The organism is Deferribacter desulfuricans SSM1 (assembly GCF_000010985.1).
GTDB lineage: Bacteria > Chrysiogenota > Deferribacteres > Deferribacterales > Deferribacteraceae > Deferribacter > Deferribacter desulfuricans.
In genome coordinates, this window is record NC_013939.1 from 1,773,423 (window position 1) to 1,799,693 (window position 26,271).

The 26,271-nt window shown below is 35.5% G+C and carries 35 protein-coding genes; all 35 read right to left on the bottom strand.

What is annotated here, in order from left to right; translation table 11 throughout:
- Positions 1–369 (bottom strand): 30S ribosomal protein S13, encoded by a 369-nt coding sequence (rpsM, locus tag DEFDS_RS08790; protein ID WP_013008449.1) that lies wholly within the window; start codon positions 367–369, stop codon positions 1–3.
- A gap of 12 nt (positions 370–381) precedes the next feature.
- Complete coding sequence (gene rpmJ / locus DEFDS_RS08795) at positions 382–495, bottom strand: 50S ribosomal protein L36 (RefSeq protein ID WP_013008450.1); 114 nt, start codon at positions 493–495, stop codon at positions 382–384.
- A gap of 9 nt (positions 496–504) precedes the next feature.
- Positions 505–726: a translation initiation factor IF-1 gene (gene infA, locus DEFDS_RS08800; RefSeq protein WP_013008451.1), complete on the bottom strand. Its 222-nt coding sequence runs from the start codon at positions 724–726 to the stop codon at positions 505–507.
- A 10-nt stretch (positions 727–736) separates the two neighbouring features.
- Complete coding sequence (gene map / locus DEFDS_RS08805; RefSeq protein WP_013008452.1) at positions 737–1,480, bottom strand: type I methionyl aminopeptidase; 744 nt, start codon at positions 1,478–1,480, stop codon at positions 737–739.
- Positions 1,480–2,127 (bottom strand): adenylate kinase, encoded by a 648-nt coding sequence (locus tag DEFDS_RS08810; protein WP_013008453.1) that lies wholly within the window; start codon positions 2,125–2,127, stop codon positions 1,480–1,482. Before DEFDS_RS08810 ends, map begins: the two co-directional genes overlap by 1 nt.
- Positions 2,124–3,437 (bottom strand): preprotein translocase subunit SecY, encoded by a 1,314-nt coding sequence (gene secY, locus DEFDS_RS08815; protein ID WP_013008454.1) that lies wholly within the window; start codon positions 3,435–3,437, stop codon positions 2,124–2,126. Before secY ends, DEFDS_RS08810 begins: the two co-directional genes overlap by 4 nt.
- 4 nt (positions 3,438–3,441) lie before the next feature.
- Positions 3,442–3,891 carry a 50S ribosomal protein L15 gene (gene rplO, locus DEFDS_RS08820; RefSeq protein ID WP_013008455.1) on the bottom strand — a complete coding sequence of 150 codons (450 nt, stop codon included), beginning with the start codon at positions 3,889–3,891 and terminating at the stop codon, positions 3,442–3,444.
- 11 nt (positions 3,892–3,902) lie between these two features.
- Complete coding sequence (gene rpsE, locus DEFDS_RS08825) at positions 3,903–4,388, bottom strand: 30S ribosomal protein S5 (protein WP_013008456.1); 486 nt, start codon at positions 4,386–4,388, stop codon at positions 3,903–3,905.
- An 18-nt stretch (positions 4,389–4,406) separates the two neighbouring features.
- Positions 4,407–4,772, bottom strand: a complete 366-nt coding sequence (rplR, locus tag DEFDS_RS08830; protein ID WP_013008457.1) for a 50S ribosomal protein L18 — start codon at positions 4,770–4,772, stop codon at positions 4,407–4,409.
- Positions 4,773–4,783: 11 nt separating this feature from the next.
- Positions 4,784–5,320 carry a 50S ribosomal protein L6 gene (rplF, locus tag DEFDS_RS08835; RefSeq protein WP_013008458.1) on the bottom strand — a complete coding sequence of 179 codons (537 nt, stop codon included), beginning with the start codon at positions 5,318–5,320 and terminating at the stop codon, positions 4,784–4,786.
- A 9-nt stretch (positions 5,321–5,329) separates the two neighbouring features.
- Entirely contained in the window at positions 5,330–5,728 is a 399-nt protein-coding gene (gene rpsH / locus DEFDS_RS08840; protein WP_013008459.1) for a 30S ribosomal protein S8, read from the bottom strand.
- 33 nt (positions 5,729–5,761) lie between these two features.
- Positions 5,762–5,947, bottom strand: coding sequence for a type Z 30S ribosomal protein S14 (locus DEFDS_RS08845; protein ID WP_013008460.1), 186 nt, complete (start codon positions 5,945–5,947; stop codon positions 5,762–5,764).
- A 15-nt stretch (positions 5,948–5,962) separates the two neighbouring features.
- A complete protein-coding gene (rplE, locus tag DEFDS_RS08850; RefSeq protein ID WP_013008461.1) occupies positions 5,963–6,502 on the bottom strand; it encodes a 50S ribosomal protein L5 in 540 nt (179 codons plus the stop codon).
- Between the two features lie 12 nt (positions 6,503–6,514).
- The gene (gene rplX, locus DEFDS_RS08855) at positions 6,515–6,844 is read right to left on the bottom strand and encodes a 50S ribosomal protein L24 (RefSeq protein ID WP_013008462.1); all 330 of its coding nucleotides are present in this window, start codon (positions 6,842–6,844) and stop codon (positions 6,515–6,517) included.
- A gap of 11 nt (positions 6,845–6,855) precedes the next feature.
- The gene (gene rplN, locus DEFDS_RS08860) at positions 6,856–7,224 is read right to left on the bottom strand and encodes a 50S ribosomal protein L14 (RefSeq protein ID WP_013008463.1); all 369 of its coding nucleotides are present in this window, start codon (positions 7,222–7,224) and stop codon (positions 6,856–6,858) included.
- A 10-nt stretch (positions 7,225–7,234) separates the two neighbouring features.
- On the bottom strand, positions 7,235–7,504 hold the full coding sequence (rpsQ, locus tag DEFDS_RS08865) for a 30S ribosomal protein S17 (protein ID WP_013008464.1): 270 nt from the start codon (positions 7,502–7,504) through the stop codon (positions 7,235–7,237).
- Complete coding sequence (gene rpmC, locus DEFDS_RS08870; protein WP_013008465.1) at positions 7,494–7,700, bottom strand: 50S ribosomal protein L29; 207 nt, start codon at positions 7,698–7,700, stop codon at positions 7,494–7,496. Before rpmC ends, rpsQ begins: the two co-directional genes overlap by 11 nt.
- Positions 7,700–8,128, bottom strand: coding sequence for a 50S ribosomal protein L16 (rplP, locus tag DEFDS_RS08875; RefSeq protein ID WP_013008466.1), 429 nt, complete (start codon positions 8,126–8,128; stop codon positions 7,700–7,702). The genes rpmC and rplP overlap by 1 nt, the downstream gene beginning before the upstream one ends.
- Positions 8,115–8,789, bottom strand: a complete 675-nt coding sequence (gene rpsC / locus DEFDS_RS08880) for a 30S ribosomal protein S3 (RefSeq protein WP_013008467.1) — start codon at positions 8,787–8,789, stop codon at positions 8,115–8,117. The genes rplP and rpsC overlap by 14 nt, the downstream gene beginning before the upstream one ends.
- A 13-nt stretch (positions 8,790–8,802) precedes the next feature.
- Positions 8,803–9,135, bottom strand: coding sequence for a 50S ribosomal protein L22 (rplV, locus tag DEFDS_RS08885; protein WP_013008468.1), 333 nt, complete (start codon positions 9,133–9,135; stop codon positions 8,803–8,805).
- An 11-nt stretch (positions 9,136–9,146) separates the two neighbouring features.
- A complete protein-coding gene (rpsS, locus tag DEFDS_RS08890; protein WP_013008469.1) occupies positions 9,147–9,428 on the bottom strand; it encodes a 30S ribosomal protein S19 in 282 nt (93 codons plus the stop codon).
- An 11-nt stretch (positions 9,429–9,439) separates the two neighbouring features.
- Complete coding sequence (gene rplB, locus DEFDS_RS08895) at positions 9,440–10,264, bottom strand: 50S ribosomal protein L2 (RefSeq protein WP_013008470.1); 825 nt, start codon at positions 10,262–10,264, stop codon at positions 9,440–9,442.
- A 12-nt stretch (positions 10,265–10,276) separates the two neighbouring features.
- Positions 10,277–10,558 carry a 50S ribosomal protein L23 gene (rplW, locus tag DEFDS_RS08900; protein WP_013008471.1) on the bottom strand — a complete coding sequence of 94 codons (282 nt, stop codon included), beginning with the start codon at positions 10,556–10,558 and terminating at the stop codon, positions 10,277–10,279.
- Entirely contained in the window at positions 10,551–11,180 is a 630-nt protein-coding gene (gene rplD, locus DEFDS_RS08905; RefSeq protein ID WP_013008472.1) for a 50S ribosomal protein L4, read from the bottom strand. Before rplD ends, rplW begins: the two co-directional genes overlap by 8 nt.
- A gap of 9 nt (positions 11,181–11,189) precedes the next feature.
- Positions 11,190–11,834 carry a 50S ribosomal protein L3 gene (rplC, locus tag DEFDS_RS08910; protein ID WP_013008473.1) on the bottom strand — a complete coding sequence of 215 codons (645 nt, stop codon included), beginning with the start codon at positions 11,832–11,834 and terminating at the stop codon, positions 11,190–11,192.
- Between the two features lie 18 nt (positions 11,835–11,852).
- The gene (gene rpsJ / locus DEFDS_RS08915; protein WP_013008474.1) at positions 11,853–12,161 is read right to left on the bottom strand and encodes a 30S ribosomal protein S10; all 309 of its coding nucleotides are present in this window, start codon (positions 12,159–12,161) and stop codon (positions 11,853–11,855) included.
- An 11-nt stretch (positions 12,162–12,172) separates the two neighbouring features.
- On the bottom strand, positions 12,173–13,363 hold the full coding sequence (gene tuf / locus DEFDS_RS08920) for an elongation factor Tu (RefSeq protein WP_013008475.1): 1,191 nt from the start codon (positions 13,361–13,363) through the stop codon (positions 12,173–12,175).
- 17 nt (positions 13,364–13,380) lie between these two features.
- Positions 13,381–15,456 (bottom strand): elongation factor G, encoded by a 2,076-nt coding sequence (gene fusA, locus DEFDS_RS08925; protein WP_013008476.1) that lies wholly within the window; start codon positions 15,454–15,456, stop codon positions 13,381–13,383.
- A 15-nt stretch (positions 15,457–15,471) separates the two neighbouring features.
- The gene (rpsG, locus tag DEFDS_RS08930) at positions 15,472–15,942 is read right to left on the bottom strand and encodes a 30S ribosomal protein S7 (protein ID WP_013008477.1); all 471 of its coding nucleotides are present in this window, start codon (positions 15,940–15,942) and stop codon (positions 15,472–15,474) included.
- Positions 15,943–15,965: 23 nt separating this feature from the next.
- Positions 15,966–16,337 (bottom strand): 30S ribosomal protein S12, encoded by a 372-nt coding sequence (gene rpsL / locus DEFDS_RS08935; RefSeq protein ID WP_013008478.1) that lies wholly within the window; start codon positions 16,335–16,337, stop codon positions 15,966–15,968.
- A gap of 100 nt (positions 16,338–16,437) precedes the next feature.
- Positions 16,438–20,469, bottom strand: a complete 4,032-nt coding sequence (rpoC, locus tag DEFDS_RS08940) for a DNA-directed RNA polymerase subunit beta' (RefSeq protein ID WP_041223968.1) — start codon at positions 20,467–20,469, stop codon at positions 16,438–16,440.
- Between the two features lie 47 nt (positions 20,470–20,516).
- Entirely contained in the window at positions 20,517–24,464 is a 3,948-nt protein-coding gene (rpoB, locus tag DEFDS_RS08945) for a DNA-directed RNA polymerase subunit beta (protein ID WP_013008480.1), read from the bottom strand.
- A 74-nt stretch (positions 24,465–24,538) separates the two neighbouring features.
- Positions 24,539–24,925 (bottom strand): 50S ribosomal protein L7/L12, encoded by a 387-nt coding sequence (gene rplL / locus DEFDS_RS08950; protein ID WP_013008481.1) that lies wholly within the window; start codon positions 24,923–24,925, stop codon positions 24,539–24,541.
- A gap of 15 nt (positions 24,926–24,940) precedes the next feature.
- Complete coding sequence (rplJ, locus tag DEFDS_RS08955; protein ID WP_013008482.1) at positions 24,941–25,462, bottom strand: 50S ribosomal protein L10; 522 nt, start codon at positions 25,460–25,462, stop codon at positions 24,941–24,943.
- Positions 25,463–25,559: 97 nt separating this feature from the next.
- A complete protein-coding gene (gene rplA, locus DEFDS_RS08960; protein ID WP_013008483.1) occupies positions 25,560–26,261 on the bottom strand; it encodes a 50S ribosomal protein L1 in 702 nt (233 codons plus the stop codon).
- Positions 26,262–26,271: the final 10 nt, after the last annotated feature.

Consider the following 26,271-nt stretch of genomic DNA (forward strand, 5'->3'; position numbering starts at 1 on the left):
TTATTTTCTCTTAATTCCTCTTTTACCAGCTAATCCACGTCTGGTTCTTGCATTACTTCTAGTTTTTTGCCCACGGCAAGGCATATTATTTTTATGTCTATAACCTCTATAACAATTTATCTCCATTAATCTTTTGATATTAAGACCTATCTCTTTACGAAGCTCACCTTCAACTTTCAAATTTGAGTCAATATATTTTCTTATTGAAGATATTTCCTGCTCACTCAACTCACCAATTCTTTTATTAGAGTCTATACCAGTCTCCTCAACTATTTTCTTAGCTGTGCTTCTGCCAATACCGAAAATATAGGTTAAACCGATTTCAACTTTCTTATTATTAGGAACGTCGACTCCAGCTATTCTTGCCACAAACTTCCTCCTTTAACCTTGTCTTTGCTTATGTCTTGGATTTTCACAAATAACTCTTACGATACCTTTTCTTTTAATTACTTTGCACTTATTACAAATAGGTTTTACGCTTGCTCTAACCTTCATACCTCACTCCTACTTATGTCTATAAGTTATTCTTCCTCTCGTTAAATCATATACAGAAATTTCAACAGTAACTTTATCCCCTGGTAAAATTCTGATATAATTCATTCTCATCTTACCTGACAAATGAGCCAACACTTCATGACCATTTTCCAATTTAATTTTAAACATAGCATTTGGTAATGCTTCAACAACAGTCCCCATTACTTCGATAACATCCCCTTTTTTGCTCATATCATGCCTTTCACAATGTTAAAATTTCTGGCCCGTTATCTGTAAGGGCTATAGTATTTTCATAATGTGCTGCTAGACCGCCATCTTTTGTCACAGCTGTCCAGCCATCGTTGAGGGTAACAATTTCATAACTTCCTTCAACAACCATTGGTTCTATTGCTAACACCATGCCAGCTCTCAATCTTGCGCCGCGATTGGGCTTACCAAAATTAGGTATTGTAGGATCTTCATGAAGGTTTCTTCCAATACCATGCCCAAAAAAATCTCTAACTACGTTAAAACCGTTATCTTCAACATATTTTTGAATTTCATGAGAAATATCTTGTAATCTATTACCAACAACCGCTTTCTCTATGCCTTTAAAAAATGATTCCTTTGTCACTCTCACCAATTTCTCTGCTTTATCAGTTACATTACCAATCATATATGTCCTGGCAGCATCACCATGATATCCATCTTTATATGCACCTACATCCACACTTACTATATCACCTTCCTTAAGAACATAATCAGAAGGTATACCGTGTACCACAACTTCATTAACTGACACGCATGTGGCTGCAGGATACCCTCTATAATTTTTAAACGAAGGTATCGCAGAGCGTTTATTTATAATATCTTCTGCAAATTTGTCAATATCTTTTGTTGCGATACCAGGTTTAATATATAATTCTAACTTTTCCAACACTTCTTTTACAATCTGACACGCATTTCTTATTTTATCAATCTCCGATTTTGTTTTTAAAATAATCATTATTGCAATAACTCTTTAATCTTTCTATAAACTTCATCAGGGTTAAGAGTACCATCTATTTCATAAAATTTATTAGTTTTGCTATAATATTCTTTAAGTTGTTCAGTTTGCTCGTGATATACTTTTAATCTTTTATTTATTGTTTCCTCTTTATCATCATCTCTTTGTATCAAATCTGCTCCACATAAATCACACTTATTATCCTCTTTTGGAGGATTGTACTTTATGTGGTATGCTGCACCACACTGAGGACAACTTCTTCTACCTGTAAGTCTTTCTAAAATCAGTTCATCGGGCACATTAAGCGAAATTATATGAGTTAATTCTATATTTAAATCATTTTTAAGCATCTCATCCAAAGCTTCTGCTTGAGGAATTGTTCTTGGGAAACCATCCAAGATAAACCCATTTTTACAATCATCTTGCTGTAGTCTTGCTTTTACTATCCCAATTATTACGTCATCTGGTACTAATTTACCTTCGTCCATATACTTCTTGGCTAATTTACCAAGTTCGCTACCAGTTTTTACAGCATTTCTCAAAATATCCCCAGTAGATATCTGAACTATGTTAAAGTCCTCTACTAATTTTGCTGATTGTGTACCTTTACCAGCACCTGGAGGGCCTAAAAAAACTATATTTATCATACATATCCTCTCCCTTTGATTTTACCACTTTTTATAAAACCATCGTAATTGTGAGATATTAAATGTGATTCTATTTTTTGCATAACATCTAAACCAACACCAATTACAATAAGCAAGCTGGTGCCGCCAAAATAAAATGGCATATTAAACTGCCTAATAATAATTTGAGGTAAAATTGCAACTACTGCTAAATATAGAGCACCAACAAATGTCAATCTAGATAACACATAATCTATAAATTCTGCAGTGGGTTTGCCAGGCCTTTTCCCTGGGATTACTCCATGACTTTTTTCAATATTGTCTGCTATATCGTCAGGATTAAAAATAATTGATGTATAAAAATATGTGAAGAACACAATCAAGGCTACATAGATTATATAATAAGTAAATGAACTCGGTGAAAAATAATAACCAATTTTTGCAATAATTGGATTATTTGCAAATGTGGATAATGTACTTGGAAAAGCAACAATGGATGCTGCAAAAATTATTGGAATAACACCAGCAGGGTTCAATCTAATCGGTAAATAAGAATTAGCAACGTTACTCTTCATCCCTGCATATGTACCACGTCTAACATACTGAATAGGTATTCTTCTATATGATATCTCCATAAATATAACAGCAGCAGTAACAACTACTATTATTGCTAATACTATTATTAATGTGATTAGCTGCAATTCTCCAGTTTGTAGCAATCTAATAGTATTTATCACAGCAGCTGGAAATCTTGCAAGTATTCCCGCAAATATAATCAGAGATATTCCATTACCAATCCCTTTTTCAGTAATTTTTTCACCTAACCACATCAAAAATACAGTACCAGTTGTAAGAGTAATCATTGTGGTTAATCTAAAGCCCCAGCCAGGGAACAATACAACGCTACTTCCATTTGGAGATGTCATTGCTTCTAAACCAATCGCAATCCCAAGCCCTTGTATAGCACTTATTAATACAGTTCCATATCTTGTATATTTGGTAATTTTTTCTCTACCCTGTGCTCCCTGTTTTTTTAATTCTGCTAAAACTGGTGACACTACAGTCAACAGCTCCAATATAATTGCAGCTGAAATATAGGGCATAATACCCAAGCCAAAAACAGTTAACCTTTTTAATGCTCCCCCAGTAAACATATCAAAGAAACCAAGCAATGTACCTGATTGTCTTGCAAAAAATTGAGCAAGAGCATCAGCATTTATGCCTGGAGTTGGAATATGTGTACCTATTCTGTAAACTATCAATAAAAAAAGGGTAAATAATACCCTTTTTCGAAGATCAGGAATAGAAAATATCTCTTCTATCTTTTTCATTAAATTACTCCGCGCCTTTTATTTCACCACCAACCTTCTTTACCTTCTCAGCAGCTGAACCAGATATTTTATCAACATCAATAATTAATTTTTTTGTTAACTCACCATTGCCCAAAACTTTTACACCATCTTTATTACCTTTAATTAAGCTTTTTTCCTTTAATGTCTCTATATTTACTATTTCTCCATCACTGTATTTCATTTCTAATTGGTTTAAGTTCACAATTTCATAAACTGTTGCAAATTTTTTATTTGAAAATCCTCTTTTTGGCAATCTTCTATAAAGTGGCATTTGACCACCTTCAAAACCTGGCCTAACACCACCACCAGATCTTGCTTTTTGACCTTTTGTACCTTTACCTGCGGTAGTACCCAAACCGCTACCTGTACCGCGTCCAACTCTCTTTTTAGCTTTTTTTGAACCCTTTGCTGGTCTCAAATCATGTAATTCCATTTAAACACCCCTTAGCCAATAATTTCTTTAATTGATTTTCCTCTTAATTGAGCAATCTCTTCCAATGTTCTCATCTTCTTAAAACCATCCATTACAGCATAAAGCATATTAAGAGGATTCCTACTCCTAATTGACTTAGCCAAGATGTTTTGCACACCAGCTAACTCAAAAAGAGCACGAGTAACACCACCAGCAATTATACCGGTACCAGGTGCAGCAGGCTTCATTATAATTTCTGAAGCACCGAATTTACCAATAACCTCATGAGGAATTGTCCCTTTAACAACAGGTACTTCTACAATATTCTTTTTCGCTGCTTCTAACGCCTTTCTAATAGCATCAGGTACTTCTCTCGCCTTTGCATGGCCGATACCTACTTTTCCATTATAATCACCAACAATCACTGTGGCTGTAAATCTAAAAATCCTACCACCTTTTACAACCTTTGTTACCCTACCTATATGAACAACTTTATCTACTAACTGTTTTTCACTCATGGCCAGTATATCCTCCTATTAAAATTCAAGACCTGCTTCTCTAGCTGCATCAGCTAAAGCTTTAACTCTACCATGATAGATATACCCACCCCTATCAAAAACAACAGATTTAATACCTTTAGCTAATGCTCTTTCAGCAACTAATTTACCAACTTCTTTAGCTGATTCAAGATTTAATCTACCAGAAAATTTTGCTTTAAGTTCAGGTTCTAATGAACTTGCAGCAACTAATGTATTTCCATTTGTATCATCAATCACTTGAACATAAATATATCTATTACTTTTGAATACACACAATCTTGGTCTTTCAGGTGTACCAAAAACTTTTTTTCTAATTCTTCTATGTCTTTTAATTCTTGCTTCATTCCTACTTAATTTTGCCACCTTAGCACCCCTTATTTAGCTGATTTTCCAGCTTTTCTAAGAATATATTCACCCTCGTATCTAATCCCTTTACCTTTATATGGCTCCGGCTTTCTAATTTTTCTTATATTTGCAGCAACTTGTCCTACCAATTGCTTATCAATACCTTTAACAACAATCTTCTGAGGGTTTTCAACAACAAATTCAATCCCTTCTGGTGGATCAATAACTACAGGGTGTGAAAAGCCCAATGATAAATCTAACGATTTACCCTTTAATGCTGCTCTGTAACCTACACCAACTATTTCGAGTCTTTTTTCAAAACCTTTAGACACACCCTCTACCATATTATTTATCAAACTTCTATATAGTCCATGAAAAGATCTTGAGGTTTTAGAATCATCATGTCTCTTTACTAAAATTTCATTATCTGTAACTTCAACACTTATATTCGGGTGTAACTCGCGCTCTAACTTCCCTTTAGGTCCTTCAACTATTATTTTATTGTTTTCAAGTGTTACTTTTACACCATTAGGTATATTTATCGGTTTCTTACCTATCCTTGACATTTCCCTCTCCTACCATACTTGGCAAATATATTCGCCGCCAATTTTTTCTTTAATGCACTGTTTTACAGTTTTGATACCTTGGGAAGTTGAAACTATACCTGTTCCTAAACCACCTAAAACAGGCTTTAAATTTTTCGATTTAACATATACTCTTCTACCTGGAGTACTAACCCTTTTCAATCCTCTTATAACAGACTCACCTGTAGCATCATATTTAAGAAAAATTAAAATATTTTTCTTAGTTCCTTCGTTTAATACCCTATAATTCTTAATATACCCTTCTTCTTTAAGAATATTAATGATTGATTCTTTTAGTTTTGAATAAGGGATTGAAACTTCTTCTTTTTTTACCATTGTCGCATTTCTGATTCTTGTCAACATATCAGAAATAGGATCAGTCATTACCATAGTTCTCTCCTTTTGTAATCGATATCCTATGTGTTACCAACTTGCTTTTTTTACACCAGGGATTAAACCCTCAGATGCAAGCTTTCTAAAGCAAATTCTACACATATTAAATCTTCTAATAAATGCTCTTGGCCTTCCACAAATAGGACATCTGTTATATTCTCTTACTTTAAATTTTTTCTTTTTAAACGCACTGTTATATTTTGCTTTTGTAGCCACTATCCATCCTCCTGATTATTCTGCAAATGGCATACCTAAAGCTCTTAAGAGCTCTCTAGCCTCTTCATCAGTTTTCGCTGTTGTTGTAATAATAACATCAAATCCGCGAATTTTATCTATTTTGTCATAATCTATCTCAGGAAAAACAATTTGCTCTTTTATACCCATAGCATAGTTGCCTCTACCATCAAAAGAGTTAGGATTAACCCCTCTAAAGTCTCTCACTCTGGCAAGAGCAATATTAAATAATCTATAAAGAAACTCATACGCTCTTACACCCCTTAAAGTAACCTTACATCCTATGGGCATCCCTTCTCTTAATTTAAAACCAGCTATTGACTTCCTTGCTCTTGTAATTACTGGTTTTTGACCAGCTATAAGCATCATATCATTAACAGCATTCTCTAAAATCTTAGGGTTACTAATAGCTTCACCTACACCCATATTTAATACAACTTTTTCTACCTTAGGAACTTCCATTATATTTTTATATCCAAACTTCTCCATGAGATATGGGACAACTTCTTTTTTATACTTTTCTAACAAAACACTCATTTCACCACTCCATTAATCTTTATCTACTACTTCGCCACAACTTTTGCAAAATCTTTGTTTTTTCCCATCATCTAGTATTTTATAACCTAATCTCACGCCTTTATCACACTTTTTACAGTAAAACATAACATTTGAAATATCTATAGGCATCTCTTTTTCAATTATACCACCATCAGGGTTTAAAGGGTTTGGTTTCATGTGTCTTTTAACCACATGAACATTTTCAACAATCACTTTCCCTTTTTTTCTATCCACACGAAGTATCTTACCTTTTTTCCCTTTATCTTTACCTGTTATAACAACAACTTCATCATCTTTTTTCAATTTATACTTAACAGCCATCTAATTTCCTCCTAGAGAACTTCAGGTGCCATTGATACAATTTTAAGGAAGCCTTTAGCCCTAAGCTCCCTTGCTACAGGTCCAAAAACCCTAGTGCCTATTGGCTCTAAGTTTTTATTTAAAAGAACTGCAGCATTTTCATCAAATTTTATATATGTACCATCTGGGCGTCTTCTTTCTTTTGTTGTTCTAACAACGACTGCTTTTACCACAGAACCTTTTTTAATATTACTATCAGGTATAGTAGATTTTACACTGGCAACAATAACATCACCAAGTGAAGCATATTTTTTCTTACTACCACCCAAAACTTTTATACACATAATCTCTTTTGCACCTGAATTATCAGCAACTTTTAATCTTGTCTGCATCTGTATCATATGCTACTCCCTAATCATTTAAACTTGCAGGTCTTTCAATTATCCTACTAACACGCCACCTTTTTCTTTTACTAAGTGGCCTAGTTTCGATAATCTCAACAACATCACCAGCTCTACATTCATTATTTTCATCATGAGCCATAAACTTTTTACTACGTTTAATAAACTTGTGATATTTGGGGTGCAATTTTAATGTTTCTACCTTTACAACTACAGACTTATCCATTGCATCACTAACAACAACACCCCTTCTTACTTTTCTCCTAAGTTTACTTTCCATTTTGCCCCTCTAACTCATATTCTCTTAAAATAGTTTTTATTCTTGCAATATCTTTTCTCGTTTCTCTAATCTGAGCAGTATTCTCCAAATCACCAGTAGCTAATTTAAATCTCAATCTAAAAAGATTCTCTTTAAGCTCAAGCTCTTTCTTTTTAAGTTCATCTATACTCAATTTTCTTAATTCAGAAGCCTTCATTACTCACCCTCCTTCTCAAAGTCAGATTTCTTAACAAACTTACATTTAACAGGTAATTTATGAGAAGCGAGTCTGAAAGCTTCACGAGCCTGAGCTTCAGTTACACCAGAGATTTCATATAACATTGTCCCTTCTTTAACTGGAGCTACATAATATTCAACAGCACCTTTACCTTTCCCCATCCTTGTTTCTGCAGGTTTTTTGGTTACAGGTTTATGAGGGAATATCCTGATTATTACCTTCCCTCCTCTTTTTACATACCTGGTGATTGCAATCCTCGCTGCTTCTATCTGTCTACTAGTAATTTTCCCTTTTGACATGGACTGTAGACCATATTCGCCAAACTCTATCTTATTCCCTTTTGTAGCTTTACCTTTTATTCTGCCTTTAAATACTTTTCTATATTTTAATCTTTTAGGCATTAACATCGCTATCTACTCCTGCAGCTATTTTATCTTTATTTTCAACAATTTCACCTTTAAATATCCACACTTTAACACCAATAATACCATAAGTTGTTTGTGCTTCTGCAAACCCATAATCTATATCAGCTCTTAAAGTTTGTAATGGCACTCTACCTTTAATATACCATTCAGTTCTTGCCATTTCAGCACCAGCAAGTCTACCTGAACAAGCAATTTTTATACCTTGAGCACCACCTTTAAGAGCTTGAAGAACCGCCTTTTTCATAGCTCTTCTAAAAGCTACACGTCTTTCAATCTGCATAGCTACATTCTCTGCAACTAACTGAGCATCTATTTCAGGCTTTTTAACTTCACGAATCACAATTATAACATCATTATCGGTTAATTTTCTGAGCTCTTTTTTTAAGTTTTCTATCTCAGCACCCTTTTTACCAATAACAATTCCAGGTCTACTGGTATTCAATATAATTCTTACTTTAGAGCCCATTCTTTCTATTTGTATATTGGATAGACCAGCCTGCTTCAAACGCTTTTTAAGAAAATCCCTAATCTTTAGGTCTTCCATTAACTTTTCACGGTATTCTTTTTTTCCAAAAAACCATACCGATTTCCAATCTTTATTTATCCCCAGTCTAAAACCTATTGGATGAACCTTCTGACCCACTATTCACCTCCACCTATTCAGCCAGAACAATTGTAATATGGCTGGTCCTTTTTCTTATTAACGTAGCTCTACCATATGCTCGTGGCATATACCTTTTCCATGTTGGACCGCCATCAATCCTGATCTCTTTTATATACAATTTGGATACATCTTTAACACCATGATTCTCTTCAGCATTTGCCATAGCTGATTTTAATACTTTTGCAATCATACCTGCTGCTTTTTTATTTGTAAATTTCAAAATAGCCATAGCTTCTTCAACATTTTTCCCCCTTACAAGATCAGCAACAGGTCTTGCCTTTCTCGGGGACACTCTAAAATATTTCCCTACTGCTTTAGCAACCATAGGAATCCTCTCTATCTACCTTTAACTTTTTTATCATCTTTTTTGTGACCTTTAAATGTTCTAGTAAAGGAAAACTCACCTAATTTATGCCCAACCATGTTTTCAGTCACATACACAGGTACAAACTTCCTTCCATTATGAACTGCAAAAGTCAAACCTACCATTTCTGGTATAATTGTGCTTCTTCTCGACCATGTTTTTATTACTTTTTTATCACCAGTTTCTTTAGCTTTTAAAACCTTTTTTAAAAGGTGTTCATCTACAAATGGTCCTTTTTTTGATGACCTAGGCACACTTTCCTCCTTTATTTACGCCTGGATATAATATATTTATCCGAAGGTTTATTTTTCTTACGTGTTTTATAACCTTTAGTTGGTTTACCCCAAGGAGTAACTGGATGTCTACCACCTTTAGATCTACCTTCACCACCACCATGTGGATGGTCAATTGGGTTCATCGCAGTACCTCTTACTGTAGGTCTGATACCGAGCCATCTGCTTCTACCAGCTTTTCCAATCTTAATATTTTCATGATCAGGATTTGATACTTGACCAACAGTGGCCTTGCACTCTGCCAAGATTAATCTAATCTCACCAGATGGTAATCTAACGTGGCAGTATTTACCCTCTTTTGAAAGTAACTGTGCATAAGTTCCTGCTGACCTTGCAAGCTGACCACCTTTTCCAGGTCTCATTTCTATATTATGTATTACAGTACCCACGGGGATATCTTTAAGCTTCAATGCATTCCCTGGTTTAATATCAGCTCCCTGACCACTCAGAACACTATCTCCAACTTTCAAACCGATTGGAGCTATAATATACCTTTTTTCTCCATCAGCATAAGCTAACAGTGCGATTCTTGCACTTCTGTTTGGGTCATATTCTATAGATTTAACAGTAGCTGGGATACCATCTTTATCCCTTTTAAAATCTATTATTCTATAAAGTCTTTTGTGACCACCACCTTTATGTCTTACAGTAATTCTTCCGTAATTATTTCTACCTGATTTTTTCTTTAATGGTACAACCAATGATTTCTCAGGTTCAGTTTTAGTTATTTCACTAAAATCTGAACCAGTTCTAAACCTCAAACCAGGTGAAGTTGGTTTATATGTCTTAATACCCATTATCAGCCTCTCTTACACAAACTCTAATTTTTGATCTTTGTCTAAGACTACAATTGCTTTTTTCCAGTCTTTCCTTTGACCCATAATCAGTCCAAATCTCTTCTTCTTGCCCTTATAGTTCATACATCTTACATCTTTAACTTTCACATCAAAGAGTTTCTCAACAGCTTCTTTCACTTGATATTTGTTTGCCCTTTTATCTACAGCAAATACAACTTGATTGTAATTTTCTTTTAATGTTATTGCTTTTTCTGTAACCAATGGTTTTTTTATAACATCATAAATACTAAGCATTTGCTAATACCTCCGTAATCCTTGGAAGGCAATCTTCTAACATCAATATTGTCCTTGCGTTGATTAAATCATAAACATTAAGCCCTTTAACATTTAATAACTTTACATATGGAATATTTCTAAATGCCCTGATAACCTTTTCATCCAATTCATTGTAAACAACCAATACTTTTCTGTTTGCACCAAAATTTTTTAATATAGCTACGGCCTCCTTTGTCTTGCCGTTTTCTACATTTAAGCTTTCGATAATCTTTAATGCATTATCTTCTAATTTAGCCCTTAAAGCTGATTTAAGAGCATTTTTTACTTTCTTTTTAGGCATCTTATATGAATAATCTCTAGGTTTTGGCCCAAAAATTGTTCCACCACCAACCCACAATGGTGATCTAATTGAACCAGCCCTTGCTCTACCAGTACCCTTTTGTCTCCATGGTTTTCTACCACCACCTCTAACTTCGCCTCTTGTTTTAGTAGAATGAGTACCAGCTCTTCTACATGCTAACTGCATAACAACTACTTCATGCATTAGCCAAGGCTTTACAGGATAGCTAATTATAGAATCATCTAAGTTTACTTCTTTAACTTTTTTATTTTCTTGATTTAATACCTCTATCACAGCCATAGCAACCTCTTACGCTCTCTTCCTAACTTTTACAGCTTTTCTAACATATACCAGGCTATTATTATGACCTGGTACAGCACCTTTAACTAAAACCAAATTCTTATCAGGGATAACTTTCACTACTTCCAATCCCATCACGGTAACCTTTTCGCCACCCATTCTACCAGGCATCTTTCTCCCTTTTGGAGTTTCACCTGGGAATTCACACATCCCTACAGAACCTGGTGCTCTGTGAAAATTAGAACCGTGTGATGCTGGACCTCCAGCAAAACCATGTCTCTTCATAACCCCTTGGAACCCCTTACCTTTAGAGATTCCCTGCACATCAACGAAATCACCTTCATTAAATATTTCTACAGTGATCTCTTGACCTTCATTAAATTCATCGGGGTTATCAACTTTAACTTCTTTTAAATATTTTAATGGCTCAACATTATGCTTTTTGAAATGACCAAGCATTGGTTTGTTTACTTTTTTTAATTTTGTAACTTTTTCAAAACCTATTTGCAGGGCATTGTAACCATCTTTCTCTTTAACTTTCTTTTGTACTACAACGCAAGGACCTACTTGTAAAACAGTAACTGGAATAACTAATCCCTCAGATGTAAAAACCTGAGTCATCCCAATTTTTTTACCTAACAATCCGCTCAACATAACCTGCCCTACCTTTTATTATAATTTTATTTCTACATCCACACCTGCAGATAACTCTAACTTCATCAATGCATCTATAGTTTGTGGATTGTATTCGTAAATATCAATAAGCCTCTTATGAGTTCTTAACTCAAACTGCTCTCTTGATTTTTTATTAACATGAGGAGATCTGATTACTGTAAAAATCTCCTTCCTTGTTGGCAAAGGAACAGGACCGACAACCCTAGCGCCGGTCCTTTTTGCTGTATTCACTATATCTTTAACTGCCTTATCAATGATCCTGCTATCAAAGGATTTTAATTTTATACGGATCTTTTGATTTTCCATTCCATTAACCTCTATTCAATAATTTCCGTTACAACACCAGCACCTACTGTCCTACCACCTTCTCTAATCGCAAATCTCAACCCTTGCTCCATCGCTATCGGCTGGATCAATTCCACTTCACAGCTGATGTTGTCACCTGGCATTACCATCTCTACTCCCTCTGGTAATGTAATCACTCCGGTAACGTCTGTTGTCCTAAAGTAAAACTGTGGCCTATATCCACTGAAAAATGGAGTATGTCTTCCACCTTCTTCCTTAGTCAATATATATGCCTCACACTTAAACTTCCTGTGTGGTGTTATACTACCTGGCTCTGCCAATACCTGTCCACGCTCAACTTCGTCCTTCTTAATACCTCTCAATAATACCCCTATATTATCTCCTGCTACACCCTCATCCAATATCTTACGGAACATCTCTACACCAGTAACTACTGTCTTTTGAGTCTCTCTCAAACCAACTATCTCTACTTCATCACCTACTTTTACCTTCCCTCTCTCAACTCTACCTGTTACTACTGTTCCTCTACCTGATATACTAAATACGTCCTCTATTGGCATTAAGAATGGCTTATCTATATCTCTCTCTGGCAATGGTATATATTCATCCATTGCTGCTATTAAATCCCATATCGGCTTTGTCCATTTCTCATCCTCTGGATTCTCCAATGCCTTCAATGCACTACCCTTAATTACTGGTACTTCATCTCCTGGAAATTCATATGTACTAAGAAGATCTCTTACCTCAAGCTCTACCAACTCAAGTAATTCTTCATCATCTACCATATCTACTTTGTTCATAAATACTACAATATATGGTACACCTACCTGTCTTGCCAAAAGTATATGCTCTCTTGTCTGTGGCATTGGACCATCTGCTGCACTAACCACCAAGATAGCTCCATCCATCTGTGCAGCACCTGTAATCATGTTCTTTACATAGTCTGCGTGACCTGGACAGTCTACGTGTGCATAATGTCTTGTCTCACTCTCATACTCTACGTGAGCTGTTGCTATAGTAATTCCTCTCTCCCTCTCTTCAGGAGCCTTGTCGATATTATCGTAATCTGTAAACTCTGCAAATCCTTTTGTTGCCAACACCCTTGTTATTGCTGCTGTCAAGGTTGTCTTACCATGGTCTACGTGACCTATTGTACCTACGTTTACGTGAGGTTTCTTCCTCTCGAACTTCGCCTTTGCCATATTTTCCTCCTATTTTTCTATGTCCTAGACTTAATTATTTCTTCCGCAATATTATTTGGAACTTCTTCATAATGATCAAATATCATTGTATAAGTACCTCTTCCTTGAGTAAGAGATCTTAAAACAGTAGCATACCCAAACATCTCTTTAAGAGGCACAAAACATCTAATAACTTGAGCATTACCTCTCATTTCCATACCTTCTACACGACCCCTTCTTGAATTAAGGTCACCCATAACATCACCTGTATATTCATCAGGAACCACAACTTCCACTTTCATAATTGGCTCAAGAATAACTGGATCAGCCTTTTTTGCACCATCTTTAAATGCCATAGACGCGGCTATTTTAAAAGCCATTTCTGATGAATCTACTTCGTGATAAGAACCATCAAATAAAGTAACCCTAACATCAACAACTGGATATCCTGCAACTACCCCAGTTTCCATAGCTTCAATTACACCTTTTTCTACAGCTGGGATATACTCTTTTGGAATCGCACCACCAACTATTTTATTTACAAACTCAAAACCACTACCTGGTTCCATTGGCTCAATTTCAAGCCATACATGACCATATTGACCACGACCGCCAGTCTGTTTGATATATTTACCTTCAATTTTAACAGGCTTTCTAATAGTTTCTCTAAAAGCAACCTGTGGTTTACCAATATTAGCATCAACTTTAAACTCTCTCTTTAACCTATCAACAATAATCTCAAGATGTAATTCACCCATACCAGCAATAATTGTTTGACCAGTTTCTTCATCTACTGTCACTTTGAAAGATGGGTCTTCCATCGCAAGTTTATTTAAAGCATTTGATAGCTTATCCTGATCTGCTTTTGTTTTTGGCTCAATAGCCAAAGAAATAACCGGATCAGGGAACTCTATTGACTCTAACACAACAGGGTTATTTTCATCACATAAAGTATCACCTGTTGTTGTATATTTAAGACCTACTGTTGCACAAATATCACCAGCATAAATCTCTTTAATCTCTTCACGTTTGTTAGCGTGCATTTTCAATAATCTACCCACGCGCTCTTTCTTATCTTTAGTTGCATTCAACACATAACTTCCAGACTCAAGATGCCCAGAATAAACCCTAAAATAGGTAAGTTGCCCCATATATGGGTCAGTCAAAATTTTAAATGCTAATGCAGCAAAAGGTTCATCATCAGATGTATGACGAACAACCTCTTCACCTGTTTTTGGATTTACACCCTTAATTGGTGGTATATCCAATGGTGAAGGTAAATATGCCACCACTGCATCCAGTAAAGGTTGAACTCCTTTGTTTTTAAAAGCAGAACCACATAACACAGGAGTAAAATCGATATTTATAGTACCTTTTCTGATAGCATTTACTAACTCTTGCTCTGTAATTTCTTCCCCTTCAAAATACTTCTCCATCAACTCTTCATCTACTTCACAAACTGTTTCTACTAACTTTTCTCTATATTCGTTTGCCTGATCAACATACTCTTCAGGTATATCAACAATATCATATTTCGCACCAAGCTCATCACCAGTCCAAACAATAGCTTTCATTTTCACAAGATCAATAACTCCAACAAAAGAATCCTCTGCACCAATAGGCAACTGAAGTGCAACAGGTCTTGCACCTAACCTATCAACCATCATTTGCATAACATTAAAGAAATCAGCGCCAACTCTATCCATTTTATTAACGAAAGCTATCCTTGGCACTCTATATTTGTCAGCCTGTCTCCAAACAGTTTCGGATTGAGGCTCAACACCACCAACAGCACAAAATACTGCAACTGCTCCATCCAAAACTTTCAAGGATCTTTCAACCTCTATAGTAAAGTCCACGTGCCCTGGAGTATCAATTATATTAATTCTGTAACCATTCCAAAAACATTGTGTAGTAGCTGAAGTAATAGTTATACCTCTTTCCTTCTCCTGCTCCATCCAGTCCATTGTAGCAGTACCTTCATGGACTTCACCAATCTTGTAATTTACACCTGTATAGTAAAGTATTCTTTCCGTAGTAGTAGTTTTACCCGCATCAATGTGGGCCATAATTCCTATATTTCTCTGTTTCTCTAAAGGATATTTCCTTGCCACCTTATTTCCTCCTAATTACCACCTAAAATGAGCAAACGCTTTATTTGCCTCTGCCATTCTGTGAGTATCTTCTCTTTTCTTGATTGCAGCACCTTTATTTTCATAAGCATCTATTAACTCATTAGCCAATCTTTCCACCATTGTTCTTTCTCTCCTCTCTCTTGCGGCCCTAATTATCCATTTAATGGCTAAAGATTCTTGCCTATCAGGTCTTACTTCTATTGGCACTTGATATGTAGCACCACCTACTCTTCTTGATTTTACCTCTAAAATCGGCTTAACATTTTCAACTGCTTTCTTAAAAACCTCAATACCTTCTTCACCTTTACGCTCTTTTATAAGATCCATAGCACTATAAAATATCTTTTCTGCTAATGTTTTTTTACCATCATACATAAGATTATTGATAAACTTAGTCACCAAAACTTCATTATAAACTGGATCAGGTAACACTTCTCTCTTTTTAGCAACTCTTCTTCTTGCCATATCTACACCCTTCTCACATTATTTTACTTAGGTCTTTTTGCGCCATATTTAGATCTACTTTGCTTTCTGTCAGCAACACCAGAAGCATCCAACGCGCCTCTAATAATCTTATACCTAATACCAGGAAGGTCTTTTACCCTTCCACCTCTAATTAAGACAACAGAGTGTTCCTGAAGATTGTGACCGATACCTGGTATATATGCAGTCACTTCCACTCCGTTAGTCAACCTTACCCTTGCAACCTTTCTCAAAGCTGAGTTTGGTTTCTTAGGTGTTGTTGTATAAACCCTTACACACACACCTCTTTTCTGTGGATTACCTTGTAATGCCGGAGATTTTGTTTTCTTTACAACCTTCTTTCTCCCTTTCCTAACTAACTGATTTAGAGTTGGCACTTAACACCTCCAATTTATCTTAAACATAAATATATTCCTAACCCCATAAAATGAGCGTTAGATATTAACAACCCTTTTTTTTGTTGTCAAGAATTTTATTTTACATTGCTTTTTTAAATTTATATTTCTTACCACGTAAATGTTTCACCCCTGTACCAGCAGGTATTAGCTTACCCATTATTACGTTTTCTTTTAGGCCTCTTAAGTAATCTATTTTTCCATTTGAAGCAGCGTCAGTTAACACTTTAGTAGTTTCCTGGAAACTAGCTGCTGAGATAAAGCTTTCTGTATTTAGCGCTGCCTTAGTTATACCTTGCAAAATAGGTCTACCTTGTGGTGGTCTCAAACCTTGAGCAAGCAACTCTTCTTGAACCTTTTTGAACTCGTGTTTGTAAACCTCTTCATTTGGCATATAATCTGAATCACCTGGATCTTCGATAATAACCTTTCTCATCATCTGTCTAACAATGATTTCTATATGTTTATCATTAATATTAACACCCTGCTTTTTATAAACCTCTTGAATTTCATTTACCAAATATTTCTGTAAAGCCTCTTCACCTAAAACTGCAAGAATGTCATGTGGATTTATCAATCCATCGACTAAAGCTTCTCCCGCTTTAACTCTATCACCATCTCTAACATTTATATAACGCTGAATAGAAACATTATAGACTTTCTTATCTCCTGTTTCTTCGTTCTCAATGATAATCTTTCTTGTTCCCCTTACACCACTTTCTATTTTTACCACACCATCTATTTCTGCAATAACTGCTGGATCTTTTGGTTTTCTAGCTTCAAAAAGTTCAGCAACACGAGGCAAACCTACAGTAATATCTTTTGTCTTCTGTGTTTCCTTTGGTATTTTGGCAATGATATCACCAGGGAATACTTCTTCACCCTCTTCAACCATAATCATAGCACCAACTGGCAGTATATATCTTTGAATAGTTTTATTCTCACTGTTTTTGATAGAAATCCTTGGCTGCCTTTTCTCTTTTGTATTTGCAATAACAACCTTTTGAGATAAACCTGTAATAGGGTCAATATCCTCTTTTAAAGTCTCACCTTCAATAATATCTCCAAAAGCAACCCTACCTTGATATTCTGTCATAATGACTGCAGCAAAAGGATCCCATTCTGCTAAAAGTGTTCCCTGCTTTACCTCATCACCTTCGTTTACCAACAATCTTGTACCATAAGCGATATTGTATTTCTCAATTGATCTGCCATCTTTGTCAATTATATGAAGTATACCATTTCTATTTAATACTACATTAAAACCGTTTCTATCTTTTACATATCGCATATTTTCAAACTTAATCTTACCACCAAATTTAGCATTTAAAGTAGACTGCTCTGCAGATGTAGATGCAGCACCACCAATGTGGAATGTTCTCATTGTAAGCTGTGTTCCTGGCTCACCAATCGATTGAGCAGCAATAATACCCACAGCTTCCCCTATTTCTACTTCTCTTCTAGTTGCTAAATCTAAACCATAACACTTTTTACATACCCCAAATTCCATTTCACAAGTTAAAACAGAGCGAACTTTTACTCTATCTATACCTGCTTTTTCAATCTTCTCTACCACTTCTTCAGTAATCAGTTGATTTGCTTCAACTAAAAGCTCATCAGTAACAGGATCATAGATATCTTCTAATGTATATCTACCATAAATCCTTTCACCTAATGATTCAACAACTTCAGATCCATCCATAAGTGCTGTGATTTCAATACCTCTAATTGTTCCACAATCTTCATCAGTAATAATAACATCCTGAGAAACATCTACTAATCTTCTTGTCAAATAACCGGCATTAGCAGTTTTCAAAGCTGTGTCGGCAAGACCTTTCCTTGCACCGTGAGTAGAAATAAAGTACTGTAAAACAGTCAAACCATCTCTAAAACTTGCAGTAATTGGAGTCTCAATAATTTCACCTGATGGTTTAGCCATCAAACCTCTCATCCCAGCAAGCTGGCTAATCTGTGATTTAGAACCTCTTGCTCCAGAATGTGCCATCACATAGACAGGATTATAAAATTTATCCCTTTTATTTTTAGCTGATTTATCACCACCTTGATTTGCAAGAGTTTTCATCAAATATTCTGTTACCTTATCGTTGGTATTAGACCAAACGTCAATAATCTGGTTATATCTTTCTCCAGCTGTTAAAGCACCTTCCCTATAATGCTCCTCAATCTCTTTAACCTTTTCCATCGCTTCTTTGATTAAAGTTTCCCTTTCTGGAGGGATTATGAGGTCATCTATACAAATAGAAAATCCTGCTTTTGTAGCAAATTTAAAACCTAGATCTTTAAGAGTATCTAAAAATCTAACTGTATCGTAGTTGCCAAGTTTCTTATAGCAGTAATCAACCAATTTAGTTAGCTCTTTTTTATCAAGCACTTTATTTACTACATCAAACTCTAAACCTTTTGGTAACTCATTATAAAACAAAACTCTACCTGTTGTTGTTTCATAAAGCTTTCCATCAATCCTCACTTTTATTTCAGCATGGATATCTAAATATCCATTATCATAAGCTCTAACCACTTCATCTATTGAAGAAAATGTTTTCCCTTCTCCCCTTGCATTTTTCATACCACGAGTAATATAGTAACAACCAAGAACCATATCCTGTGTAGGAACTGCCAAAGGCTTACCATGAGCAGGAGATAAAATATTATATGATGATAACATCAATGTTCTTGCTTCAGTTTGAGCCTCAATAGATAGAGGAACGTGAACAGCCATCTGGTCACCATCAAAGTCTGCATTAAATGCAGGACACACAAGCGGATGCAATTGAATAGCTTTACCTTCAACAAGCACTGGCTCAAAAGCCTGAATACCAAGCCTATGAAGAGTAGGAGCACGGTTTAAAAGAACTGGATGCTCTCTAATTACCTCTTCTAAAATGTCCCATACTTCCTGCCTTTGTTCTTCAACCATCTTTTTCGCTTGTTTAATTGTAGCAGCATAGCCTTTCTCTTTTTCTAGTTTGTAATAGAGAAATGGTTTAAATAGCTCCAATGCCATAATCTTGGGTAAACCACATTGATGCATTTTTAAATGTGGTCCAGCAACAATAACAGATCTACCTGAATAATCTACACGTTTACCCAGCAGATTTTGCCTAAATCTTCCCTGTTTCCCTTTTATCACTTCACTTAATGATTTTAATGGTCTCTTATTAGACCCTCTAATTACTCTCCCTCTTCTGCCATTATCAAAAAGAGCATCAACTGCTTCTTGCAACATCCTTTTTTCATTTCTAACAATAATCTCAGGAGCATTTAACTCTAACAACTTTTTCAATCTGTTATTTCTATTTATAACTCTTCTATAAAGGTCATTTAAATCACTTGTGGCAAATCTTCCACCATCAAGAGGAACAAGTGGCCTAAGTTCAGGTGGAATAACAGGTATAACATCCAATATCATCCACTCTGGTCTATTCCCACTTTTTCTAAATCCTTCAATAACTCTTAATCTCTTTGCTATCTTTAATTTTTTCTGTTGGCTTCCTGTTTCCTGTAGTTCTTTCTTCAACTCCATTATCAGTAAATCAAGGTCAACCTTTTTAAGCAATTCTTTAATCGCTTCAGCACCCATCTTTGCAACAAAAGAATTAGGTCCATATTCATCCACAAGCTTTCTATACCTTTCCTCTGAAAGCAATTCTTTCTCTTTCAATGGAGTATTTTTTGGGTCAATTACAATATATGATTCAAAATACAATACCCTTTCCAAGTCTTTTATATTCAAGTCTAAAATAGAACCTATTCTACTTGGGGTCCCTTTGAAAAACCATATATGAGCAACAGGTGTAGCAAGCTCAATATGACCCATTCTTTCTCTTCTGACCTTAGACTGAATAACTTCAACACCACATTTTTCACAAACAATCCCTCTATGCTTCATCCTTTTGTATTTACCACATAAACATTCCCAGTCTTTAACAGGTCCAAAAATCTTAGCACAGAAAAGCCCGTCTCTTTCAGGCTTAAAAGTTCTATAATTTATTGTTTCAGGTTTTGTTACCTCACCATTAGACCAACTTCTAATTTTTTCTGGTGATGCTATCCTAACTCTGATAGCATCAAAATCTATTGGGCCTTTCTCCATCTCATATGGGTTTACTCTTTTAACAGCCACATAGCCCTCCAAATATATTAATTATCTTCCTCTTTAAGGTCTTCCTTTTTGATTAGCTCTACATCAAGAGCAAGACCTTGTAACTCTTTTATTAAAACATTAAATGACTCAGGCAATCCAGTTTTAAAGGAATAATTTCCATTTACTATAGCTTCATATACCTTTGTCCTACCTTCAACATCATCAGATTTCACAGTAAGCATCTCTTGCAACAGATATGCAGCACCGTAACCTTCTAATGCCCAAACTTCCATTTCACCCAATCTCTGACCACCAAACTGAGCTTTACCACCCAATGGTTGCTGAGTTACTAATGAGTATGGACCAGTAGACCTTGCATGTATCTTTGTTTCCACAAGGTGATGTAGTTTGAGCATATACATAACACCAACAGTTACTTCCTGATCAAATGGCTCACCAGTCCTACCATCATAAAGTACAGTTTGTCCATCTTCCTGTAAGCCAGCCTTTTTAAGCATCTCTTTAATATCAGACTCTTTAGCACCATCAAAAACAGGTGTAGCCACATAAAGTCCCAAAGCTTTAGCTGCTATACCAAGATGTGTTTCTAAAATCTGTCCAACGTTCATACGGGATGGAACACCAAGTGGGTTTAATACAATATCTACAGGTGTACCATCAGGTAGATATGGCATATCCTCTTCAGGAAGTATTCTTGAAATTACACCTTTATTTCCATGTCTACCAGCCATTTTATCACCGACCATCAATTTCCTTTTGATTGCAACATATACTCTAACCTGCTTTAAAACCCCAGCTGGTAGCTCATCCCCTTTCTCTATTTTCTTCTTCCTATCTTTAAATTTTTCTTCTGCTCTTTTAACTCTATCAAAATAGATAAGGTTGATTTGAGACAACTTCTCATCAAATTCAGCTTTATTTTCTATTGGTAATGTACTTAAAGTTGCATAATCTAGATCATTCAATAATTCTTCTGTTAGCACAGTCCCTTCTTTAATGGTAATGTTATCATCTATAAAATCTTCGATTAACTTTCTACCAGTCAACAATTTGATGATTTTCTTTTTTCTTCCTTGCTCAATTATTGCAACTTCATTCTCATAGTCTTTTTTAATCTGTTCATACTCAGCTGCTTCAATATGCTCTGTTCTTTCATCCTTTTCAACACCACGTCTTGTAAGAACCTGAACATCTATTACTGTGCCCCTTATCCCCGGAGGTACCCTCAAAGAAGCGTCTTTAACATCACCCGCTTTTTCTCCAAAAATTGCTCTTAACAGTTTTTCTTCAGGAGTAGCCTGTGATTCACCTTTAGGAGTTACTTTACCTACTAAAATATCTCCCTCTTTTACATATGCGCCAATTCTAATAATACCACTATCATCAAGATCTTTTAAAGCCTCATCACTTACATTTGGTATATCTCTTGTAATCTCTTCAGGCCCTAATTTTGTATCTCTAGCTTCAACTTCAAAGATCTCAACATGTATAGATGTAAAGGCATCTTCCTTCACAAGTTTTTCATTAATCAAAATAGAGTCCTCGTAGTTGTAACCCATCCAAGGCATAAAAGCGACAACTACATTTCTACCTAAGGCTAAGTCACCTCTATCAGTAGCAGGACCATCAGCAATAACTTGCCCTTTCTCTACTTTTTGCCCTTTTTGTACAATTGGTTTATAATTTATACATGTATCTTGATTAGATCTTCTATACTTAATTAAATCATATGTATCTATTCCAAATTCATGACCGCTCTTTTCGTATCTTATAACTATCTTTCTAGCATCCACATATTCCACTACGCCACCATTTTTAGCTACTATCACTGCACCAGAATCAACAGCAACCTTTCTCTCCAAACCGGTACCAACAATAGGTGCATCAGTCCTAACCAAAGGTACAGCTTGACGCTGCATGTTAGAACCCATCAATGCCCTGTTAGCATCGTCATGCTCTAAAAATGGGATTAGAGCACTTGACACAGAAACAATCTGCATTGGGTCCACATCCATAAACTGTATATAACTTGGAGGAACTGTTACAGATTCCCCTTTATAACGTGCAGCTACATAATCTCTTACAAATGTACCATCTTCATTTAAAGGCGCATTTGCCTGAGCAATATAATACTCTTCTTCCTCTATAGCAGAAAGATATACAACTTCATCTGTAACTTTTCCATCAACCACTTTCCTGTATGGTGTCTCAATAAAACCAAATTCATTTACCCTTGCATAAGTGGTAAGTGAAGTAATCAAACCGATATTTGGACCTTCAGGTGTTTCAATAGGACATATCCTACCATAATGAGAAGTGTGTACGTCCCTAACCTCAAAACCAGCCCTTTCTCTATTTAAACCTCCAGGACCAAGCGCTGACAATCTTCTTTTATGAGTTACTTCACTTAATGGATTAGTCTGATCCATAAACTGTGAAAGCTGATAACTACCAAAAAACTCCTTAATTGTGGCAGAAAGAGGCTTTGCATTTAATAAATCTTGAGGAGTCATATCCTCTACATCGCTAATACTCATCCTCTCACGAACAGTTTTCTCCATTCTAGTTAAACCAATTCTAATAAAGTTTTCTAACTGTTCGCCAACAGCTCTAACACGCCTATGACCTAAATGGTCAATGTCATCTACAGTATCAAGCCCTCTTCTAATTTTATCTAAAGTTTTGACACTTTCTAAGATATCTTCTTTCGTTAAAATAGTATGCTCTAAAGGAACATTTAGCCCTAATCTTTTATTTATTTTTAATCTTCCAACTTTCGATAAATCATATCTCTTAGGATTAAAAAATAAGTTTTCAAAAAAAGCTTCAGCTGTCTCTAAAGAAGCAGGCTCCCCTGGTCTCATCTTTTTATATATTTCGATTAAAGCCTCTTCTCTGTTAGAAGTTTTATCAATTTCCAAAATATCTCTAATAACAGAATCGTAGTTATTTTTGTCTATAAAGAGGATTTTAATCTCTTTAATCCCTTCAGATAAAATCCTATCTATAACTTCTTGATCTATTTTCTGGTTAACTTCGGCAATAACTTCACCATCTTCTGTCACCACATCTTCAGCAAAAAAAGTTTCAGCAATGTCATCTATAGTCACAGGGATATATTTAACACCTGCATTAACTAACCTTCTTCTAGCAGCTTTAGTAATCTTGTGATTTGCTTTAACGATTGTTTCACCATACTCATCTTTTATGTCCAGAGAAAACCTTCTCCCCAAAATTTTATCAGGGTCAAAATCTATAAACATCCCATCATCAGCAAAATGTACAGTTTCCACTTCATAAAATTCAGATAAAATATCTTTTTCAGTATATCCTAGAGCTTTGAGAAGTGTAGTAACTAATATTTTCCTCTTTTTATCAATTCTAACATGCATCACATCTTTATTATCAAATTCAAAATCTATCCATGAACCTCTATAAGGAATTATTCTCGCACTATATAAGTGTTTTTCAACAACACTTTTATCTGCAGTCGCATCTTCGAAAAAGATACCTGGAGATCTATGTAATTGATTTACAATAACCCTTTCAACACCATTTATTACAAATGTCGCCCTCTCAGTCATTAAAGGGATATCGCATAAATAAACATCAGATTCTTTAGCAGAAACAACTATCTTTTCTCCTGTTGACTCATCAGTATCATAATTAACAAGTCTTACTCTTACTTTCAAAGGAGCAGCATAAGTCGTATTTCTGTCTAAAGCCTCTCTTGGTGTATATTTAGGTTTTTCTAATGTATAACTAACATATTCAAGAACTGAAGATTCATTAAAATCAGTAATTGGAAATATTTCTCTAAATACAGCTTCTAAACCTTTTACTTCTCGTTTGTCCGGATCAACATTCATTTGTAAAAATTCTTTATATGAATTTTTCTGAACTTCTAATAAATCAGGAATATCTAAGACTTTCCTAATCTTAGAAAAATTAAACCTCTCAATAGGTTTAATGATATTTTCCATATTTTTCCCCTATCGGATAGTTTATTTATGACAAAAAAAGGGGCATTACGCCCCTGTTAATTTTATGAAAATTACTATTTGATTTCAACAGTAGCGCCAGCTTCCTCAAGTTTTGCCTTGATTTGCTCAGCTTCTTCTTTAGCAACCCCTTCTTTAACAGGTGATGGTGCACCATCAACAAGAGCTTTTGCTTCTTTAAGTCCAAGACCAGTGATCTCTCTAACAACCTTGATAACTTGTACTTTTTTGTCACCAGCACTTTGTAAAATTACATCAAATTCAGTTTTTTCTTCTGCGCCACCTTCACCAGCGCCAGCAGCACCAGGAGCACCTGCAACCATAGCTACAGGAGCAGCAGCAGAAACGCCAAATTTTTCTTCAAGTTCTTTTACAAACTCTGCTAGTTCTAAAACACTCATATTTTCGATAAATTCAATTACTTGTTCTTTTGTTATAGACATATTATTGCCTCCATATTAGTTATTTTCTTTTTTCTCTTTAATTGCATTAAGCACATTCAGCAGGCTTCTTGGTATGTTTGCAAGAAGCGATACAAAATTCCTTGCTGGAGCAGACATACTGCCAAGCATTCTGGCAAGAAGCTCTTCTCTGCTTGGAATATCTGCGAGAGCAATTACATCCTCTTTTGATAAAGCTTGCCCATCTAAATAGCCACCCTTAATTTCAAAGTTTTTATACTCTTTATTAAATTTTTTAAACTCTTTTGCTGCTGTGGTAGGTTCATCAAAAACAATTGCTATTGCTGTTTGATCAACTAAAATTTCATCAAGATTTTCTATATTATTGTTTTTTAAAGCAATTTTTAAAAGTCTATTTTTAACGACTCTAAAGTCGTTTCCCATTTCTTTAAGAGCTTGCCTTATATTATTAAGTTCATGATAGGTCAAGCCCTTGTAATTTGCTAAATAAAGCGCATTAGCTTTTGAAATCTTCTCAGTTAAATCTCCTACAAGAGCTATTTTATCTTGTTTTTTCAATTTTGCCTCCTATCACTCCGGCTGAATCTATCCAAACCGGTTTCCGCAGGATTTACAGCTTACGCTACCTGCTTCTTCAACCAGAGTTTTTTCAAATCTAAAGCTCGTTTAACAACTTTTGATAATCTACCTTAATACCAGGCCCCATAGTTGTAGAAACGTACATCCCTCTCACATACTGGCCTTTCGCACTTGCTGGTTTCGCTTTTACCAACGAATCCATTAAAGTTTTTACGTTTTCAACCAATTTTTCAGTTTCAAAACTCTTCTTACCAACTGGTGCATGAACAATACCTGCCTTATCAACACGGTATTCAATCATACCAGCTTTTAACTGCTTAACTACATCTTTAATATTATTTGTTACTGTGCCAACCTTTGGGTTTGGCATAAGCCCTCTTGGGCCAAGAATTCTACCTAATTTACCTACCACAGGCATCATATCTGGGGTGGCTACCGCCTTATCAAAATCGAGCCAACCTTCTTGAATCTTTTTTGCCAAATCTTCGTCACCTACGTAATCTGCTCCAGCCTCTTCCGCTTCTTTCGCTTTTTCACCTTTTGCAAATACCAAGACCTTAACCTGCCTTCCGGTTCCGTGTGGCAAACTAACGGATCCTCTAACCATTTGATCAGCATGACGAGGATCAACACCTAATTTTACAGCCACATCAACAGTCTCATCAAAATTTGCATATGCAATTTTTTTAGCGAGGTCTAACGCCTCTTGCAGATCGTAAGCTTTCTCCTTATCGATCTGCTTAACAGCTTCTAAATATTTTTTACCTCTTCTTGGCATATCTATTCAC

Bases quoted from the DNA above. Each gene is read 5' to 3' on its own strand.
- rpmJ (WP_013008450.1), bottom strand. From the start codon at position 495: ATGAAGGTTAGAGCAAGCGTAAAACCTATTTGTAATAAGTGCAAAGTA.
- infA (WP_013008451.1), bottom strand. From the start codon at position 726: ATGAGCAAAAAAGGGGATGTTATCGAAGTAATGGGGACTGTTGTTGAA.
- map (WP_013008452.1), bottom strand. From the start codon at position 1,480: ATGATTATTTTAAAAACAAAATCGGAGATTGATAAAATAAGAAATGCG.
- DEFDS_RS08810 (WP_013008453.1), bottom strand. From the start codon at position 2,127: ATGATAAATATAGTTTTTTTAGGCCCTCCAGGTGCTGGTAAAGGTACA.
- secY (WP_013008454.1), bottom strand. From the start codon at position 3,437: ATGAAAAAGATAGAAGAGATATTTTCTATTCCTGATCTTCGAAAAAGG.
- rplO (WP_013008455.1), bottom strand. From the start codon at position 3,891: ATGGAATTACATGATTTGAGACCAGCAAAGGGTTCAAAAAAAGCTAAA.
- rpsE (WP_013008456.1), bottom strand. From the start codon at position 4,388: ATGAGTGAAAAACAGTTAGTAGATAAAGTTGTTCATATAGGTAGGGTA.
- rplF (WP_013008458.1), bottom strand. From the start codon at position 5,320: ATGTCAAGGATAGGTAAGAAACCGATAAATATACCTAATGGTGTAAAA.
- rpsH (WP_013008459.1), bottom strand. From the start codon at position 5,728: ATGGTAATGACTGATCCTATTTCTGATATGTTGACAAGAATCAGAAAT.
- rplE (WP_013008461.1), bottom strand. From the start codon at position 6,502: ATGAGTGTTTTGTTAGAAAAGTATAAAAAAGAAGTTGTCCCATATCTC.
- rplX (WP_013008462.1), bottom strand. From the start codon at position 6,844: ATGGCTGTTAAGTATAAATTGAAAAAAGATGATGAAGTTGTTGTTATA.
- rplN (WP_013008463.1), bottom strand. From the start codon at position 7,224: ATGATACAGATGCAGACAAGATTAAAAGTTGCTGATAATTCAGGTGCA.
- rpsQ (WP_013008464.1), bottom strand. From the start codon at position 7,504: ATGGAAAGTAAACTTAGGAGAAAAGTAAGAAGGGGTGTTGTTGTTAGT.
- rpmC (WP_013008465.1), bottom strand. From the start codon at position 7,700: ATGAAGGCTTCTGAATTAAGAAAATTGAGTATAGATGAACTTAAAAAG.
- rplP (WP_013008466.1), bottom strand. From the start codon at position 8,128: ATGTTAATGCCTAAAAGATTAAAATATAGAAAAGTATTTAAAGGCAGA.
- rplV (WP_013008468.1), bottom strand. From the start codon at position 9,135: ATGGTTGCTAAAGCAGTAGGGAAATATTTTAGAGTGTCCCCGAGAAAG.
- rplB (WP_013008470.1), bottom strand. From the start codon at position 10,264: ATGGGTATTAAGACATATAAACCAACTTCACCTGGTTTGAGGTTTAGA.
- rplW (WP_013008471.1), bottom strand. From the start codon at position 10,558: ATGCTTAGTATTTATGATGTTATAAAAAAACCATTGGTTACAGAAAAA.
- rplD (WP_013008472.1), bottom strand. From the start codon at position 11,180: ATGGCTGTGATAGAGGTATTAAATCAAGAAAATAAAAAAGTTAAAGAA.
- rplC (WP_013008473.1), bottom strand. From the start codon at position 11,834: ATGTTGAGCGGATTGTTAGGTAAAAAAATTGGGATGACTCAGGTTTTT.
- rpsJ (WP_013008474.1), bottom strand. From the start codon at position 12,161: ATGGAAAATCAAAAGATCCGTATAAAATTAAAATCCTTTGATAGCAGG.
- tuf (WP_013008475.1), bottom strand. From the start codon at position 13,363: ATGGCAAAGGCGAAGTTCGAGAGGAAGAAACCTCACGTAAACGTAGGT.
- rpsG (WP_013008477.1), bottom strand. From the start codon at position 15,942: ATGGCAAGAAGAAGAGTTGCTAAAAAGAGAGAAGTGTTACCTGATCCA.
- rpoC (WP_041223968.1), bottom strand. From the start codon at position 20,469: ATGGAGAAAGGCCCAATAGATTTTGATGCTATCAGAGTTAGGATAGCA.
- rpoB (WP_013008480.1), bottom strand. From the start codon at position 24,464: ATGGAAAATATCATTAAACCTATTGAGAGGTTTAATTTTTCTAAGATT.
- rplL (WP_013008481.1), bottom strand. From the start codon at position 24,925: ATGTCTATAACAAAAGAACAAGTAATTGAATTTATCGAAAATATGAGT.
- rplA (WP_013008483.1), bottom strand. From the start codon at position 26,261: ATGCCAAGAAGAGGTAAAAAATATTTAGAAGCTGTTAAGCAGATCGAT.